The sequence below is a fragment of the Sphingobium sp. B2D3A genome, assembly GCF_025961795.1.
Taxonomy (GTDB): Bacteria; Pseudomonadota; Alphaproteobacteria; order Sphingomonadales; family Sphingomonadaceae; genus Sphingobium.
Genome location: NZ_JAOQOI010000001.1, coordinates 1,368,192 through 1,385,204, shown reverse-complemented (window position 1 = coordinate 1,385,204; position 17,013 = coordinate 1,368,192). Strand labels below are relative to the sequence as shown.

15 protein-coding genes are annotated in these 17,013 nt (G+C 65.8%); 11 read left to right on the top strand and 4 right to left on the bottom strand.

From position 1 onward, the window contains the following. The first annotated feature begins 229 nt into the window (after positions 1-229). Complete coding sequence (locus M2337_RS06405) at positions 230-1,159, top strand: 1-phosphofructokinase family hexose kinase (protein WP_264572140.1); 930 nt, start codon at positions 230-232, stop codon at positions 1,157-1,159. On the opposite strand, the gene M2337_RS06400 is transcribed toward M2337_RS06405, so the two are convergent. After that, the gene (locus M2337_RS06400; RefSeq protein WP_264572139.1) at positions 1,146-1,613 is read right to left on the bottom strand and encodes a low molecular weight protein-tyrosine-phosphatase; all 468 of its coding nucleotides are present in this window, start codon (positions 1,611-1,613) and stop codon (positions 1,146-1,148) included. The genes M2337_RS06405 and M2337_RS06400 overlap by 14 nt on opposite strands. On the opposite strand from M2337_RS06400, the gene otsB reads away from it, so the two are divergent. Genes otsB through M2337_RS06385 form a run of 3 tightly spaced genes read left to right on the top strand, consistent with a single transcriptional unit; the run spans position 1,612 to position 5,779 of the window. Continuing rightward, positions 1,612-2,526: a trehalose-phosphatase gene (gene otsB, locus M2337_RS06395; protein ID WP_264572138.1), complete on the top strand. Its 915-nt coding sequence runs from the start codon at positions 1,612-1,614 to the stop codon at positions 2,524-2,526. The genes M2337_RS06400 and otsB overlap by 2 nt on opposite strands. Continuing rightward, positions 2,526-4,322, top strand: coding sequence for a glycoside hydrolase family 15 protein (locus M2337_RS06390; RefSeq protein ID WP_264572137.1), 1,797 nt, complete (start codon positions 2,526-2,528; stop codon positions 4,320-4,322). Before otsB ends, M2337_RS06390 begins: the two co-directional genes overlap by 1 nt. Continuing rightward, positions 4,319-5,779: an alpha,alpha-trehalose-phosphate synthase (UDP-forming) gene (locus M2337_RS06385; protein WP_264572136.1), complete on the top strand. Its 1,461-nt coding sequence runs from the start codon at positions 4,319-4,321 to the stop codon at positions 5,777-5,779. Before M2337_RS06390 ends, M2337_RS06385 begins: the two co-directional genes overlap by 4 nt. On the opposite strand, the gene M2337_RS06380 is transcribed toward M2337_RS06385, so the two are convergent. After that, the gene (locus tag M2337_RS06380) at positions 5,758-7,059 is read right to left on the bottom strand and encodes an MFS transporter (RefSeq protein WP_264572135.1); all 1,302 of its coding nucleotides are present in this window, start codon (positions 7,057-7,059) and stop codon (positions 5,758-5,760) included. The genes M2337_RS06385 and M2337_RS06380 overlap by 22 nt on opposite strands. 62 nt (positions 7,060-7,121) lie before the next feature. Then, positions 7,122-8,747, bottom strand: coding sequence for a GMC family oxidoreductase (locus M2337_RS06375; RefSeq protein ID WP_264572134.1), 1,626 nt, complete (start codon positions 8,745-8,747; stop codon positions 7,122-7,124). A gap of 128 nt (positions 8,748-8,875) precedes the next feature. On the opposite strand from M2337_RS06375, the gene M2337_RS06370 reads away from it, so the two are divergent. The 3 genes from M2337_RS06370 (at position 8,876) to M2337_RS06360 (ending at position 11,261) form a co-directional block, all read left to right on the top strand. Next, positions 8,876-9,265, top strand: coding sequence for a nuclear transport factor 2 family protein (locus tag M2337_RS06370; protein WP_264572133.1), 390 nt, complete (start codon positions 8,876-8,878; stop codon positions 9,263-9,265). 152 nt (positions 9,266-9,417) lie between these two features. Next, positions 9,418-10,869 (top strand): sensor histidine kinase, encoded by a 1,452-nt coding sequence (locus M2337_RS06365; protein WP_264574523.1) that lies wholly within the window; start codon positions 9,418-9,420, stop codon positions 10,867-10,869. Next, complete coding sequence (locus M2337_RS06360) at positions 10,866-11,261, top strand: response regulator (protein WP_264572131.1); 396 nt, start codon at positions 10,866-10,868, stop codon at positions 11,259-11,261. Before M2337_RS06365 ends, M2337_RS06360 begins: the two co-directional genes overlap by 4 nt. 35 nt (positions 11,262-11,296) lie before the next feature. Here M2337_RS06360 and M2337_RS06355 read toward each other — a convergent pair whose 3' ends face one another. After that, positions 11,297-12,556 (bottom strand): threonine ammonia-lyase, encoded by a 1,260-nt coding sequence (locus M2337_RS06355; RefSeq protein WP_181558795.1) that lies wholly within the window; start codon positions 12,554-12,556, stop codon positions 11,297-11,299. Positions 12,557-12,613: 57 nt separating this feature from the next. Here M2337_RS06355 and M2337_RS06350 point away from each other — a divergent pair, with 57 nt between their 5' ends. The 4 genes from M2337_RS06350 (at position 12,614) to M2337_RS06335 (ending at position 16,958) form a co-directional block, all read left to right on the top strand. Beyond that, positions 12,614-13,483: an NAD(P)-dependent oxidoreductase gene (locus M2337_RS06350; protein WP_264572130.1), complete on the top strand. Its 870-nt coding sequence runs from the start codon at positions 12,614-12,616 to the stop codon at positions 13,481-13,483. Then, complete coding sequence (locus M2337_RS06345; protein ID WP_413716228.1) at positions 13,480-15,150, top strand: amidohydrolase; 1,671 nt, start codon at positions 13,480-13,482, stop codon at positions 15,148-15,150. Before M2337_RS06350 ends, M2337_RS06345 begins: the two co-directional genes overlap by 4 nt. A gap of 3 nt (positions 15,151-15,153) precedes the next feature. Then, positions 15,154-15,963, top strand: coding sequence for a class I mannose-6-phosphate isomerase (locus M2337_RS06340; protein WP_264572129.1), 810 nt, complete (start codon positions 15,154-15,156; stop codon positions 15,961-15,963). A gap of 149 nt (positions 15,964-16,112) precedes the next feature. Continuing rightward, a complete protein-coding gene (locus M2337_RS06335) occupies positions 16,113-16,958 on the top strand; it encodes a beta-etherase (RefSeq protein WP_264572128.1) in 846 nt (281 codons plus the stop codon). Positions 16,959-17,013: the final 55 nt, after the last annotated feature.

Genomic DNA, 17,013 nt, shown 5'->3' with positions numbered 1-17,013 from the left:
CCCATTCGATCTTGCGCCGAATGTCGCCTCACCCGCTCCGTTGGTTCAATGTCTAACTTTAGTTGACCTAACTAACAATTCGAATCGAACTTATCTTGTCATAATTCGCGGTGCCAGGCGCGTAAACGTCCTGCTCGTCATCGTGCCGCGCCTGCTCCGCCAATGCAACCGGCTGCCGCACAGCGCGGCACGGCTTTGATCGCCGCGCGCATCCTGCTAGCCCATGCGCATGAAGAACATCGCCACGCTCACCCTCAATCCCACCATCGATGTGGCCTATGAGGTCGACAAGGTATTTGCCACGCACAAGATGCGGACGGCTGGCGAATATCATAATCCCGGCGGCGGCGGCATCAATGTCGCCCGCGTGTTCGTGCGGCTGGGCGGCAATGCGCGGGTGCATTACCTGTCCGGCGGGGCGACGGGCGTAGCGCTCGATGGCTTGCTCGACCGGCATCAACTGGTGCGCGCGCAGATCCCCATCCAAGGCGAAACCCGCGTCGCGACCTCGGTGCTGGAGAAGGACAGCGGCAAGGAATATCGCTTCACGCCGCCGGGACCGGTGGTGGAGGACGCCGAATGGCGGCTGGCGCTCGACCAGCTCAGTCAGGTGGCGTGCGATTATTTCGTGGCCAGCGGATCGCTGCCGCCCGGGGTGCCGGAGGATTTCTACGGGCAGCTTGCCGCCGCGCTGGCGCCGCGCGGCATCGGCTTCGTGCTCGACAGTTCAGGCGCCGGTCTGCGCGGTGGCCTGAGCGGCGAGCATGTGCTGCTGGTCAAGCCGAGCCAGGGCGAATTGCAGCAGCTCGTCGGGCGAGACCTGAAAGGCCCGGATGCCATTGCCGCGGCGGCCCAGGAAATCGTGCGATCGGGCCGCGCCCGCTATGTCGCGGTCACTCTCGGCCATGAAGGCGCGGTGCTGGCGACGGCAGAGAGCACCCTCTATCACCCCGCCATCCCCATCGACGCGAAAAGCGCGGTCGGCGCCGGGGACAGCTTCGTCGCCGCGATGGTCTATGCGCTGGCCAGCGACTGGCCAGTGGAGGACGCCTTCCGCTATGGCATTGCCGGTGGCACTGCGGCGGTGCTGACGCCGGGCACCGACCTCGCCCGCCCGGCCGACATCGACCGCCTCTACGCGCAGATCAAAACCGGCTGACCAGCGCGCGCGCCGCCGCCTGCACGTCCCGCCAGGTCACATCGAACCCCGCTTCATCGCCAAAATAGGGGTCGGCCACGGCTTGCCCCTCCCGCCCCGGCACCATGTCCAGCAACAGGCCGACATGAGCGCGATGCCCTGCGGGCGCGAGGCGCCGGATGCTGGCGAGATTGTCCCCATCCAGCGCAAAAATCATGTCGAAGCGCTGGAAATCCGCCGGGGCTATCTGCCGCGCGCGATAGGTCGAGATGTCGATGCCATGGCGCAGCGCGGTGGCCTGCGCGCGCGGATCGGGCGGCCGCCCGACATGCCAGTCGCCCGTGCCCGCCGAGTCCGCCGTCACATCGAGGCCGGCCAGCGACGCCTCGTGGCGGAAGGCCGCCTCGGCCAAAGGCGACCGGCAGATATTGCCGAGACAGACGAACAAAATGGCGGATGGGGTTGGCTTGAGCATGCGCCTCGCTATCATGCGCGGACGACGAACGCGACCCGGCCGCGCTTCGGCCAGGCCGCGAGACAGGAACCCGCCCCCATGTGCGGGCGTTCGCAACGAGAGCCACGCCGAACCCAATCACGGCGGACCCAACCATGACGCCAACCATGACAGGGGAATCACCATTTCGCATCCGTCCGCATTCGATCTTCCAGCCCCCTCAATCGACACCCTCGACCATCTCAGCCTGTTTCTGGATCTGGACGGCACGCTCTTCGAGCTGATCGACCATCCCGAAGAGGTGATCGCAGACGAGCGTCTGCGCAGCCTGCTCACCCGGCTGTCGACGCGGCTCGATGGGCGTCTGGCCGTCGTGAGTGGGCGCTCCATCGCGCAGATCGACGCCATTCTCGGCCCCATCGCGCAAGATCTGGCGGTTTCCGGCAGCCATGGCAGCGAACATCGCTGGCGCGGTGTCGCGGCGCATCCGGTGCGGCCCAAGGGACTGGACGAAGCCGCCGCGGACTTTCGCGCCTTCGCCGGCCGGCACGAGGGCGTGATCGTCGAGGACAAGAGCTATGGCGTCGCGCTGCATTTCCGCATGGCGCCACAGATCGAGGCGGAAGCCACCGCCCTCGCCACCCGCCTCGCTGACGACCTCGGCCTCCATTACCAGCCCGGTAAGATGATGACGGAACTGCGGATGCCCGGCGGCGACAAGGGCAAGGCCGTGCGCACCCTGATGAGCCGCGCGCCCATGGCAGGCACCTCGCCTTGGTTCCTTGGCGATGACGAGACCGACGAGGCCGCGTTTCTCGCCGCGCAGGCGCTTGGCGGCGTCGGAGTGATCGTGGGCGATCGGCGGCCGACCGCAGCCCAATACAAGCTTGCCAATCCGCGCGCCGTACATGCCTGGCTGGAGGACCTGCTCTGATGACTGCTACACTCGACCTCTGGCCCATCGGCAATTGCCAGGTCTCCGCCCTAATCGACCGGGCCGGCCGCTTCGTCTGGGGCTGCGTGCCCCGGGTGGATGGCGACCCGGCCTTCTCCTCCCTGCTCGACCCTGCTCCACGCGCCGCTGAGGGCGCGCGCGGCTTCTGGGAAATCGACCTGGAAGACTGCGTGGAGACGACGCAGCATTATGTGCGCAACACGCCGGTGCTGGTGACGCGGCATGAGGACAAGCATGGCAACGCCATCGAGGTCATCGACTTCTGTCCGCGTTTCCACCGCAGCGGGCGCATGTTCCGTCCGGTCGCTTATGCCCGCATTGTCAAGCCGGTGGCGGGCAGCCCGCGCATCCGCATCCGCCTGCGCCCGGCGCGCGACTGGGGCGCGCGCGATCCGCACCGCACGCGCGGCACCAATCACATCCGCTACATGCTCTCGGACATGACCCTGCGCCTGACGACAACCGCGCCGGTCGGCTGGATCGAGGACGAGCGACTCTTCCGTGTCGAGCGGCCGCTGCACTTCTTCTTAGGCCCGGACGAGAGCTTTGCCGACGATCTGCGCATCACGCTGGACACCATGCTCGACCGGACGATCCGGGAATGGCAGGGCTGGGTACGTGGTCTCGCCACGCCGGTGGAGTGGCAGAAAGCGGTCATTCGTGCCGCGATCACGCTCAAGCTGTGCCAACATGAGGAAACCGGCGCGATTGTCGCGGCGCTGACCACATCGCTGCCCGAACATGCCGATAGCGGGCGCAACTGGGATTATCGCTACTGCTGGATTCGCGACGCTTATTACACGGTGCAGGCGCTCAACCGGCTCGGGGCCCTCGATGTTCTGGAGAGCTATCTCGAATATCTGCGCAACCTCGTCGATAATGCGCGCGGGGGCCATATTCAGCCGCTTTATGGGGTGGGTGGCGAAGCCACGCTGACCGAATGGATCGCGCCGGGGCTGGCCGGCTATCGCGGCATGGGGCCGGTGCGCGTCGGCAACCAGGCGGCCGAGCAGATCCAGCACGATGCCTATGGCCAGATCGTCCTCTCCAGCACCCAGAGCTTCTTTGATCGGCGGCTGCTGCGCATGGGCGGCACCGACGATTTCCATGCGCTTGAGGCCGTGGGCGAGCGCGCGTGGGACGTCTATGACAAGCCCGATGCCGGTCTGTGGGAGCTGCGCACCCGCAGCCATGTCCACACCTACTCCGCCGCCATGTGCTGGGCGGCGTGCGACCGACTGGCCAATGCCGCCGCCGCGCTCGATCTGCCGGAACGGGCCGCCTTCTGGCAGGGCCGGGCCGATCGCATGCGCCAGACCATTATCGATGCGGCCTGGCGGGAGGACACAGGCCGCATGTCCGCGACATTCGGGGGCGACGATCTGGATGCCAGCATCATCCAGTTGCTGGACCTACGCTTTCTCTCGCCCGGCGATCCGCGATTCAAGACCACGCTCGAGGCCGTCGAGCAGGGGTTGCGTCGCGGCAGCCACATGCTGCGCTATGCCACCGAGGACGATTTCGGCCTGCCCTCGACCGCCTTCAACGTCTGCACCTTCTGGCTGATCGAGGCGCTGCACGCCACCGGACGGGTCGACGAGGCGCGGGTGCTGTTCGAGGAAATGCTCAGCCGCCGCACTGCCGCCGGCCTGCTCTCGGAGGATATCGACCCCGCCACGGGCGAACTGTGGGGCAACTATCCCCAAACCTATTCGTTGGTTGGATTAATCAACTGCGCCGTTCTGCTCAGCAAGCCGTGGAGTACCATCAGATGACTCGCCTCGTCATCGTGTCGAACCGCGTCAGCCCGCCGACGGGGGAAGGACAAGCCAATCAGGGTGGCCTTGCGGTCGCGCTGTCCTCGGCGCTGCGCGAGACAAATGGCATCTGGTTCGGCTGGTCGGGCAACGAGACCGAGACGTTCACCGGGCATGTAAATTTCAGCAAGAGCGACGGCGTCACCACTGCTACCGTCGACCTCGAGCCGCAGGATATCGACGAATACTATAACGGCTTTGCCAATCGCACGCTCTGGCCGCTCTTTCACGACCGGACCGACCTCGCAGAATTCGAGCGCAACTTCGCGGGTGGTTATGCGCGCGTGAACGAACGCTTCGCCGACACCCTGATGCCTTTGGTCACGCCTGAAGACCTGATCTGGGTCCACGACTATCACCTCATCCCGCTCGGCGCGGAACTGCGCAAACGCGATGTCACCAACCGCACCGGTTTCTTCCTTCACACGCCCTGGCCCGTTGCGCGCCTGCTGACCTCCCTGCCGAGCCACGCCAAGCTGGTGAATGCGCTGTTCGCCTATGATCTGCTGGGCTTCCAGTGCCAGGCCTGGCTCGATTCCTTCCTCTATTATGTCCACGACCAGTTCCCCGAGGCGGAGATATCGGACGGTGTGATCCGCATCGGCGACCGGACCGTGCGGGTCGTCGCCTGCCCGATCGGCATCGATGCGGGGGACTTCGCCAAAAGCGCGACCACCCCGGAAGCCGATGAAGCGCGCGAAAGCATCCTGCGCAGTCTCGAAGGCCGCGACCTCATCATGGGGGTCGACCGGCTCGATTATTCCAAGGGCATGGAGCAGCGTTTTCACGGGTACAGCCGCTTGCTGCAGGACCATCCCGAATTTCAGGAAAAGGTCACCTTCCTCCAGATCGCGCCGCCATCGCGCGAGCAGGTCGCCAGCTATCAGGACATCCGTCGTGAACTCGATGCGCTCTCGGGCCACATCAATGGCGAGTTTGCGACCGCTCATTGGGTGCCGTTGCGCTATGTGAACCGTGGCTATGACCGGCTTGCCCTCTCCGGCATGTACCGCTCCGCGCGCGCTGCGCTGGTGACGCCATTGCGGGATGGGATGAACCTTGTCGCGAAGGAATATGTCGCGGCGCAAGACCCAGAAAATCCCGGCGTCCTCATCCTCTCCCGTTATGCCGGCGCCGCCGAGCAATTGCAGGATGCCCTGCTGGTCAACCCGTTCAGCCCGGAAGAACTGGCCGACGCGCTGCACCAGGCGCTGCTCATGCCGCTCGAAGAGCGCAAGACGCGCTGGCGGGCTATGATGGACAGCGTGGAAACGCAGGACATTCGCTGGTGGCTCAAGCGCTTCCTCGATCTGCTGACGAGCGAACACCCGCCGCGAGGGAGCACTGCCGAGGCCTCTGAGAGTTCAGAAGGCGCAGATACGAAAGAGGCCGCTCAGGCTGCAGCCTCCTCCTGAGCGGAGGGCGCGGTCGCGATCCGCGCCTTGGAGAAGGCGAGCACGCACAGGATGCAGCAGCCGACCGGCACCAGCAGCGCCAGAAAGAACATGCCGGCGGACATGTTGGCAGCGATCAACGCCCCGCCCACGAGCGGCCCCGCCATGGCACCCACGCGCGCGACAGCGACTGCCAGGCCGATGGCGGCCGACAGCATCGTGATCGGGTAGATGCTCGCGGCCACGGCCGTCAGCGCGATATGGGCGCCGCCTACGCCCATGCCGATAATCAGCATGAGCAGGCCCCAGGTGGCGAATGCCGGCGCCAGCACCGCCAGCGCCACCAAGCCGAGCGACACCAGCGCATAGCCTGCCAACAGCGCCGGGATCGTGCGGTGACGGTCGATCTGCGTGGCCAGAATGAGGCCGCCGACCAGCCCACCGATCTGAACGATGGAAGCCATGTGGGCCGACGTCTCGAAGCTGAAGCCGACCCCGCGCAGCACCGTCGGCAGCCAACTCGCCAGCATGTACATGGACAGCGCATTGAAGCAGAACAGCGCGGAAAACAGCGTGGTGCGCAGCAGATAGCCGCGCCCCAGCGGCGCCAATATGGGAATGTCCGTCCAGTGCCACGCCCGCTCGCGCGCCGGTTTGGCCGCTACGGGAGCCGCCGGCAGGCGCGTGAGAAACAGCGCCAGAAGAACCGTGATCACGAACATGAAGGTCGCCGGGACGGTGAACGCCGCTTCCCACCCGCGCCCGGCGGTGAGCCATGGCACCACGACGCCGGCACCGGCTGCCCCGACCGGAATGCCGCAGCCGACAATGGTCATCGCGCTCGCCCGCCGCTTGGCCGGCATCACCTCCGCGAGGATCGCCAGCACATTGGGCAGGCAGGCGCCCAGCGCCGTGCCGGTGAGCAAGCGCCACCAGAACAACTGACTGACCGTCTGCGACCATGACGTGCCGAGTGTCGCGAAGCTGATAACGCCCAGCGCCACAACGGTCGTCGTGCGCCTCCCGACCTTGTCGCCCAGCGGGCCGAGAAAGAAGGCGCCGAGACCCAGGCCGATGACCACGGCAGATAAGGCCGGCGCGAACAAGGCCGGCGGCTCGCCCCAGAGCTGCGCCAGATGCGGCACGATGACGGGCATCGAGCCGATGTCATAGCCATCGATGACCATGATGATGAAGCTCAGCAGGCCGACGATGTAGATCTGAAATCCGCTGGCCGCCTTGGCAGGCGCCGGCGGGTCCGCTTGTGCATCCGCCGGCAGAATTGCGTCGCTCTGGCTCATCTCGGTCCCATCCTCTCACCCTCGCCGCCGGTTCATCCGGTCTGGCCGTTCCTGCTCGTCCATCATCGCTGCGCTGGCCCGGCCGGCGCCGTCTTGCCCAGAATGAGGTCAGCCGCCTTTTCCGCGATCATGATTACGGGGGCGTTGGTATTGCCCCGGATCAGCGCCGGCATGGAGGAGGCATCCACCACGCGCAGGCTCTCGACGCCGCGCACCCGCAACTGCGCATCCAGCACGGCAGCATCGTCGGTGCCCATGGCGCAGGTGCAGGCGGGATGCCCCCCGCTCCGCGCCGTTGCGCGCAGCCAGCCTTCAAGCGCCGCATCATCCGCTGCATCGGGGCCGGGCGCGACTTCCGCGGCGACCAGATCCCGCGCCGGTGCGGTCGCGAAGAAACGGCGCATGAAGTGCATCGACCATAAGAGCCGATCAAGATCACCCTGTTCGCTCAGGAAGTTCAGGTGAATTTTCGGCAGCGCCTCTGGATCGGCGGAGCGCAGCGCGATGCTGCCCCGGCTCTTGGGGTTGAGCAGCAGCGTGCCGGCCGAGAACTGATGCCCCGCGCCTTTTCGCCAGCCGGGGAACCAAGGCCGCGCCGCGTAACTTGCGTGGACGATCTGAAACTGAAGATCGGGCCGATCCTGCAACGGCCCCGAGCGCAGGAAGCCCTGTATCGACATGGGGCTCTGCGCCATATTGCCGGTGCCGAACAGGGCCCAGCGCGCCGCGTGCAGGGCGATCCGGTCGAGCCGCAACTGATCGTCAAAGGTCACCGGCGCGGCGGCCTGCCAGAAGCTGAGCGCGATCGGATGATCCTGCAGATTGGCGCCCACGCCCGGCAGATCGCGCAGCACCGGCACGCCCATGTCAGCCAGATGCGCCGCCGGGCCGATGCCGGAAAGCATGAGCAGTTGCGGCGAGTTGATCGCACCGCCGCACAGGATCACCTCGCGGCGCGCCCGCACCTGACACACGGTCCCGCCCTTGCGATACTCCACCCCGACCGCCCGGCCATGCTCCATGATGACGCGCGAGGCGAGCGCATGGGTCTCGATCCGCAAATTGGGGCGGCCACGCACCGGGTCGATGAACGCCCGCACCGTGCTGTGCCGACGCCCCGCGCGGATCGTGCAGTCAGGAATGCCGAACCCCTCCGGGCGCGGCACGTTGAAATCCGGTTCCTCGTCATAGCCCAGATTGCGCGCGGTGCGCATGAACGCCGGGAACAGCACCGGGTCCGGCTTCATCGCGGTGACGTGCAGTTCGCCCGTCCCGCCATGGTCGGCTCCCGCGCCGCGCCAATTGGTCTCCGAGCGGCGGAAATAGGGCAACACATCATCGAAGCCCCAGCCGGGCAAGCCCATGTCGCGCCAGCGATCATAGTCCGCCGCGTGGCCGCGAATATACATGGTGCCGTTGATCGAGGAGCTGCCGCCCAGCGCCTTGCCGCGCGGAATGGGCTGGGTGCCATTGCCCATTTGCGGGTCCGGCTCGCTCTCATTGCCCCAGATGAAGCGCTCGGTCGCGGCGGCCTGCATCCAGGTGAGCGGCATATCGATGATCGGATGACGGCACTCGCCGCCCGCCTCCAGCAGCGTGACGGAGGTTCCGGCCTGCGCGCTCAGGCGATTGGCCAGCACGCAGCCCGCACTGCCCGCCCCCACGATGACGAAGTCCGCCTCATCCATCGGTCGGTCGCCCTCCCCTCCACGCTGTCTCTGCCAGACCGTTGCGGCCTTTGCCCTGCTGGTCTTACGGTGCATATGCACGAGCACAAGTGCGATAACGCACGCCTGCCGCAATGGAGAGCGATGAGATGCGATATACCGCCGATGAGCAAGCCAATCTGGCGTTGGTCCGCGGGCTTTTCGACGAGGTGCTCAACCCCATGGATTCGGGCGCCGTGGACCGGTTCATCGCGCCCGACTACATCCAGCACAATCCCTCGGTCGAAACGGGGCGCGCGCCATTCAAGGCGTTTCTCGACCATATCAGGTCCGTGCATCCCCAGGGCGTGCATGACGTGAAGCGCATGTTTGCCGATGGCGATCATGTCATCGTCCACTACCACGTCCGCCGCTGGCCGGACGATAGCGGCTGGGCGGTGGTTGACATCTTCCGGATCGAGAACGGCCTCATTGTGGAGCATTGGGATGTCGCGCAGGACGTGAAGCTCGGCGGGCCGAACGCGAACGGGATGTTCTGAGCAGCGGGCCTTCGCCGCCCGTGCAGATGCGACCAAAAATCGTCGGGCTTTGGGCGGCGCCGGTGGAATGAAATTGACTCTGTGCAACCGACGCGCAAGATCGTGCATTGTCGGGCTGGATTCTACCGCCGTCCGTCTTTTCCGAGGGCTCCGTGACGATCGATTTTCAGGCCCTGCTGGCGCGTTCTCCCAATCCCTATGTGTTGCTCGATAGCGATCTGCGGATCGTTTGGATGAACGACGCCTATCTGCAGGTGACCATGCGCACCCGCGACAAGCTGCTGGGCCAGAACATGTTCGATGCCTTTCCGAGCGACCCGGACTCGGAGAGTCACCGGCAGCTGGAAGCCTCGTTCCGGCGGGTTTTCGCCTCCGGCAAACAAGACGAGATCGCGCTCATCCGCTACGACATTCCCACGCCCGATGGCGGGATGGACGTGCGCTACTGGAGTGCGACCCACACGCCCTTTGCGGACGAGGCACGCAAGGTCGCCTACATCCTGCAGCACACGGTCGACGTGACCGAACTGCAGACGCTGCGGGCCATGCGCGATGAAATGGGCCTGATCCAGCGCGCCAATGCCGTGCAGGCGCGCAATCTGGACCTCGCGGAAGAGGCCGGACAGTTCAAATCCCTGTTCGAGCAGGCGCCGGGATTCGTGGCCATTCTGCACGGGCCGGATCATGAGTTCCGCATGGCGAACGCCGCGTATCACAAGCTGGTCGGGGGCCGGGATCTGCTGGGCAAGCGGGTGAAGGACGCCCTGCCGGAGGTCAGCGGGCAGCGCTTCCTGAACCTGCTCGACCAGGTCTATCGCTCGGGCAAACCCTTCATCGGGCGCCGCCTCAAGGTGCTGCTGCAGAATGACGAGGGAACCGAGGTGCAGGAGCGCTACCTCGACTTCGTCTATCAACCCACCGTGGGCGAAGGCGGGACTGTTTCCGGGGTGTTCGTCCAAGGCCATGACGTGACCGACCAAGTGGAATCGGAAGAGCGGCAGGCCCTGCTGATGAACGAGCTCAATCACCGCGTGAAGAACACGCTGGCGATCGTCCAGGGCCTGGCGATGCAATCCTTCCGCCAGATGCCTGGGTCCGAGGTTCCGCGTCAGACCTTCAATGCGCGGCTCGCGGCGCTGGCGGCGGCCCATAATCTGCTGACGACCAGCAACTGGAAAACCGCCGGCTTCATCGAGACGGTGCGCAGTGCGGCCGAAGCCTCCATCGGCGAGGATCTGGCACGGGTGCATCTCGATGGCCGGGATTTCACCATCGCGCCGCAGACGGCGGTGTCCCTCTCCATGATCATTCACGAACTCTGCACCAATGCTGTGAAATATGGGGCTTTGTCCGTGCCTGAAGGTCACATAGACCTCAGTTGGACGATCGAGGACGAAGAAGAGGATTACCGATTGATCGACCTGCGTTGGGAAGAACGCGGTGGCCCGCCCGTCCAGCAACCCGCAAGTCGGGGTTTCGGGTCGCGCCTCATCGAGCACGGCTTCTCGACGGAACGGGCCAGCGGCGTCGTCATAGACTTTCGGCCGACCGGCCTGCTGTGCACCATCAAGGCAAAGCTCACCAACGCATCGATTGTTTCATGAGACTGGACGACCTGACCATCCTGATCGTTGAGGACGAGCCGATCATCGCGCTCGTCCTCGAAGACAAGCTGCTGGATCGCGGCGCGAACCCCGTTCTGGCGCACAGCTTCGACAGTGCGGCAGAGCTGATCGGCCGACAGGCGCTGGACCTCGCCATTCTGGATGTGAACATCCATGGCCAGCAAAGCTATCCGCTGGCGCAAATGCTGCGAGACAAGGGCACACCCTGCATCTTCGTGACCGGCTATGGCGGCGCGCTGCACCCCGAGGCGTTCGCGCACGTCACCACGCTGACCAAGCCCTATAGCGTGGCCGCGTTGGATGACGCGCTCCAGACGGCGCTGGCATTCAGAAATGCCAGCCAGCCGGAACCCGACACGCCGCTGACCTGACCGGTCAAAGCCGCGTCACCGGCGCGGCGGCGTTTTCAGGCCAGCTCGACCGGCGTTGTATCGTAGCCCGCCACAGCCAGCGCCTGCATCAACCGCTGGAGATGGGCTTCGTCGCGCGTCTCGCACTCCACATCCAGAGTCAGGCCCTTGGCGGGCAGATTGGTGAAAATCCGCTGGTGGGAGAGCTCCAGGATGTTCACCGCCTCCTGATCAAAGATGCGAGCGACATGGAACAGCGCGCCGGGACGATCCTGCATGATGATGCGCAGGCGCGCCAATCGGCCTGAACGGGCCAGATCGCGCAGCAGCACATTGGCGAGCAGGCGCGTATCGATGTTGCCGCCACACAGCACCAGGCCCACCGTCTTGCCGGCGAACAGCGGCTTGTGCTCGATCAGTGCGGCGAGACCGGCAGCGCCAGCGCCCTCGACCACGGTCTTCTCGATCTGGAGCAGCAGGCTCACCGCCTGTTCCAGCGCGCGCTCGGTCACGAGCACCACATCATTGGCGAGCGCGGTGACGAAGCGGCGCGTGAGCTGCCCCGGCTCCTTGACCGCAATGCCCTCGGCCAGCGTATCGCCATCGCAGGGCAGGTTGGCGCTCTTCACCACATCGTACATCGAGGGGTAGAGTTCCGCCTGAACGCCGATCAGCTCGATATCCGGGCGGATGCCGCGCGCAGCGGTGCCCATGCCCGAGAAGAGCCCGCCGCCGCCGATGGGGATGACCAGCGTGTCGATCTCCGGCGCGTCCTCCAGCATCTCCAGCGCCACCGTGCCTTGCCCGGCGATGATGTCCGGCTCGTCGAACGGGTGGACGAAGGTCAGGCCACGCTCGGCTTCCAGCTTGCGCGCGTGATTATAGGCGTCCTCGAATTTCTCGCCTTCCAGCACCACGGTCGCGCCGTGACCCTCGGTCTGCATCACCTTCACCAGCGGCGTCGTCATGGGCATGACGATGGTGACGGGAACGCCGAGCTTGGCGCCGTGATAGGCAAGGCCCTGTGCGTGGTTGCCGGCCGACGCCGCGATGACACCCTTGGACCGCGACGCATCGTCCAGCAGCAACAGGCGATTGAGCGCGCCGCGCTCCTTGTAGGCGGCGGTGAACTGGTGGTTCTCGAACTTGAGATACACGGTCGCGCCAGTCATCTGCGAGAGCGTCTTGCTAACCACGGTGGGCGTGCGCAGGATCGAGCCCGAAATTCGCGCCGCCGCCGCGCGGACATCGGCGACGGAGACGGGCAGCGCATCGGCACTGGCCGTCAGGGGCTCAAGCGGTTCGATCCTGTTCATGGCGCCGCCCCCTACTCCCATCTGGCGCATCCTGCAAACTGCCACTATGCCCTGCTTATGGCAAAAATCGCGTTTATCGGGCTGGGAGTGATGGGCGGACCAATGGCGGGGCATCTCGCCGCCGCCGGGCACGACCTCTCGGTGTTCAATCGGTCGATGGGCAAGACCCAGGCCTGGGTCGAGCAGCATGGCGGCGAGGCGGCAGTCAGCCCCGCGCAAGCCGCGGCGGAGGCCGAGGTCGTCATCAGCTGCGTCGGCAATGATGCCGACCTCGAAGCGGTGACCATCGGGCGCGACGGCGCGTTCCGCACGATGCGACCCGGCGTGCTGTTCATCGATCACACCACCGTCTCCGCCAAAATCGCGCGGCAGCTCGCAGACGAGGCGGAGAGCCGGGGGCTTCATTTCGTCGATGCGCCGGTTTCCGGCGGACAGTCCGGCGCGCAGGGCGGCACGCTGTCGGTGATGTGCGGCGGCACCCAGGCGGCGGTCGAGACAGCGCGGCTGGTCATGCAAAGCTATGCCGCCCGCATCGTGCATTGTGGCGAGGCCGGCGCGGGCCAGACCACCAAGATGGTCAACCAGATCTGCATCGCCGGCGTGCTGGAGGGCCTCTCCGAAGCGCTGCGGTTCGCGCAGGCAGCAGGGCTCGACCTCGGCAAGGTCCAGGAAGCGATTGGTGGCGGCGCCGCGCAAAGCTGGCAGATGGACAATCGCTGGAAGACGATGAGCGAGGACAGCTTCGATTTCGGCTTCGCAGTGGAGTGGATGCGCAAGGATCTGGGCCTGGCCCTTGATGAAGCGCGCACGCTCGGCGCCACATTGCCGGTCACGGCGCTGGTCGATCAATATTATGCCGAGGTCGTCGCCATGGGCGGCGGACGGCAGGATACCAGCGCGTTGGTGAGGCGCCTGCGCAAGCCATGAGTTTTGCACGAAGGACAAGCGCCGTTCTGGCGGCGCTCGCGCTCGGACTGGGCATGGGCGCGACCCGCGCGGACGCTCAGGGCCTGATCGATAATGTGAACGGCATCACGGTCGATGCGACCGGCGACCTCGTGCATTTCACCGGCCTTGTCATCAGCGACGATGGCCGGGTGGAAAAGCGGCTGGCGCGCGGCGAGAAACGCCCCGATCGGCCGAGCTTCCGCTTTGACGGCAAGGGCCGCACGCTGATGCCCGGCATCATCGACGCGCATGTTCATGTCATTGATGTCGGCTTCTCGCGCCTCAATCTGGACCTGAGCGATACCAATTCGCTCGAAGAGGCGCGGCAGAAGATCGCCGCCTTCGCTGCGGCCAATCCCGGCCGTCCGTGGATCATCGGCTTTGGCTGGAATCACGAGAAGTGGAACCTCGGCCGCTTCCCGACTGCCGCCGACCTCGATGGGCTGGGCGATGGGCGCCCGATCTGGCTGGAGCGCGTCGATGGTCATGCCGGCTGGGCCAATGCCGCCGCGCTGACCGCCGCCAAGATCGCACCGACCAGCAAGGCCCCTGCCGGCGGGCGGATCGAGATGGTCGCAGGGCGTCCCAGCGGCATCCTCGTGGACAAGGCGATGGCGCTGATGACGCCTGCCCTCCCCCGTCCCCAGCCCAAGGATTATGACGCGGCACTGTCCGCCGCGCAGGATGCGCTGCTGGCGCGCGGCGTCACCACCGTCGCCGACATGGGCACCAGCATCGAGCACTGGCAGGCCTATCGCCGCGCCGGCGACCGGGGCGCGCTGCGAATCCGCATCCTGGGCTATGCCGCCGGCATGGAGCAGGCCGCGCTGATCGCCGGGCCTGCGCCGACCCCGTGGCTGTACAACGACCGGCTGCGGCTGGGCGGCGTCAAGCTGGTGCTGGATGGCGCGCTCGGTTCACGCGGTGCCTGGCTCAAGGCGCCTTATGCCGATGCGCCCAAGGAGAGCGGCTTAGCGCTGCTGACATCAGCCCAGTTGCGCAACCAGATGAGCCGGGCAGCGATGGACGGCTTCCAGCTTGCCGTCCACGCCATTGGCGATCAGGCCAATGCCGAGACGCTGGATGCCATCGAGGAACTGAGCGAGACCTATAAGGGCGACCGGCGCTGGCGGATCGAACATGCGCAGATCGTCGACCCGGCCGATCTCGCCCGTTTCGCGCGCAGCGGCACGATCGCTTCCATGCAGCCGCAGCACGCCACCTCCGACTGGGCGATGGCGACGCGGCGGCTCGGGCCGGAGCGGCTCGGCGGCGCTTATGCCTGGCGCACGATGCTGGACAACAAGGTGCCGCTGGCGTTCGGCTCCGATGCACCGGTGGAGCCGGCGGATGCCTTCATCGGCCTCAAGTCGGCCACCACGCGGCTCGATGCCCGCAACGAGCCAGCGGGCGGCTGGTTGCCGACGCAACGCCTGACGCTGGCGGAGGCGCTGCGCGCTTATGGCCGCGGCGCCGCTTATGCCGCATTTGCCGAGGAGCGCTTCGGCAATCTCGCACCCGGCCAGCGTGCCGATTTCCTCATTCTGGACCGCGACATCGAACTGGCCAGCCCCACCGACCTTGCCGCGACGCAGGTCCTCGAACTGTGGATGGACGGCAAGCGCGTCGCCCTGAAGGATCGCTGAATCGTGAACGCCATTCGCCTTGCCACCAAATATGTCGAGAAGCCCTGGGGCCGCACCGATCTGCCAGCGGCCTATCCCGATGGACAGGGCCGGCAGATTGGCGAGGTCTGGTTCGATGGGCCGGACGGCCAGCATCCGCCGCTGCTCGTCAAATATATCTTCACCAGCGAGCGCCTGTCCGTCCAGGTTCACCCCAATGACGCGCAGGGCCAGGCGCGCGGTCTGCCGGGCGGAAAGAGCGAGTGCTGGCTCATCCTCGATGCCGAGCCCGGCGCGACGCTTGGCATGGGGACGCTCCGCCCGCTGGATGATGAGACCCTGCGCGCCGCCTCGCTCGATGGCAGCATCGAGCATCTGATGGACTGGAAGCCGGTAAAGGCCGGCGACTTCTTCTACATTCCCGCCGGGACTGTCCACGCCATCGGCGCTGGCGTCACGCTGGTCGAGGTGCAGCAGAATGTCGATGTGACCTATCGGCTCTACGATTATGGCCGCCCGCGCGAACTGCATCTGGATGATGGCGTCGCCGTGAGCCGCGCCGAGCCTTATAGACGGGCGCCGGTCAACATCGCAGAAGTGGATGCGGATACGCTTCTCCGCCGCGACGAGGCGCCGTTCACGCTGGCGCTGGAGCGCTGGCACGAAGGCAGCCATGACCTGGACTGCGCCGATGGCCATTGCTGGTTCGTTCCGCTGAGCGGCCGGGGCACGATCGACGGACAGCCTTGGGCAGCGGGTGAGTGCTGGCTGGTGACGGATTCCGCCACGCTCACCGTGATCGAACCCGCCCGGGGCCTCATCGCGCAAAGCTGACACCTGCCAGACTTAGTCAATGAGAGAGTGCGCGCGGCCCGCGCAGCTCTGCTCATTCCCCTTGCGCTTAGCCGCAAAAATACTGGCATTCGAGATTGCAACGCCCTATTCAGCGCCCGACAATGGCGAGGACTGAAAGAGGCTCTGCAATGGCAAAAGACAACAAAATTACATTTTACGATCTGGCGTTGGCGAGCGGCGCGACGATCAGCCCCTTCGTGTGGGCGACGAAATATGCGATCGCCCACAAGGGCTTTGAGATCGACACGGTGCCCGGCGGTTTCACCGGCATTCTCGAGCGGACCGGCGGCAAGACCGAGCGCCTGCCGGCGATCGTCGACGATGGCAAATGGGTGCTCGATAGCTGGCTGATCGCCGAATATCTGGACGAGACCTATCCCGACCGGCCGACGCTCATCCCGCACCCCAGCGTGCGCGCCCTCACCCAGGGCATGGAAGCCTGGCTGTGGAAAGAAGCGATCAGCCCGTGGATGACCTGCTTCCTCAAGGAATATCGTGATCGCTCGCTGCCGCAGGATCACCAATATGTTACCGAATCGCGCGAGCGGATGTTCGGCCGCAAGATCGAGGACATCATTGTGGGCCGTGAAGACCGTCTGCCCAAGGTGCCGCCAAACCTCCAGATCATGCGCAATGTGCTGGCGGAGAATAAGTGGTTCGGTGGCGACACGCCCAATTATGCCGATTACCGTCTGCTCGCCGTGTTCCTGTTCACCGCCTCGGTGGCAGATACGCCCGTGCTGACCGACGACGATCCGCTGCGCGATTGGATCGAGCGTGGGTTCGATCTGTATGGTGGCCTCGGCCGTCATCCCGGTCTCTCGCCCATCTTCGGTCTGCAACTGCGCGAGGGCGATCCCGAACCGTTCGTGAAGGGCAATGCCAAGAACGGGCTTTCCAGCCGCAACACCGGACCGCAGTCGACTTCGGCGGAAACCGCGCGGCTCAAGGGTGAGGCCCAGCCGGCCGCCTGAGCGCCCACAACATCGCCCTTTCGAGGCGACAAGAGACAGACAGGCGGCAGGCTTC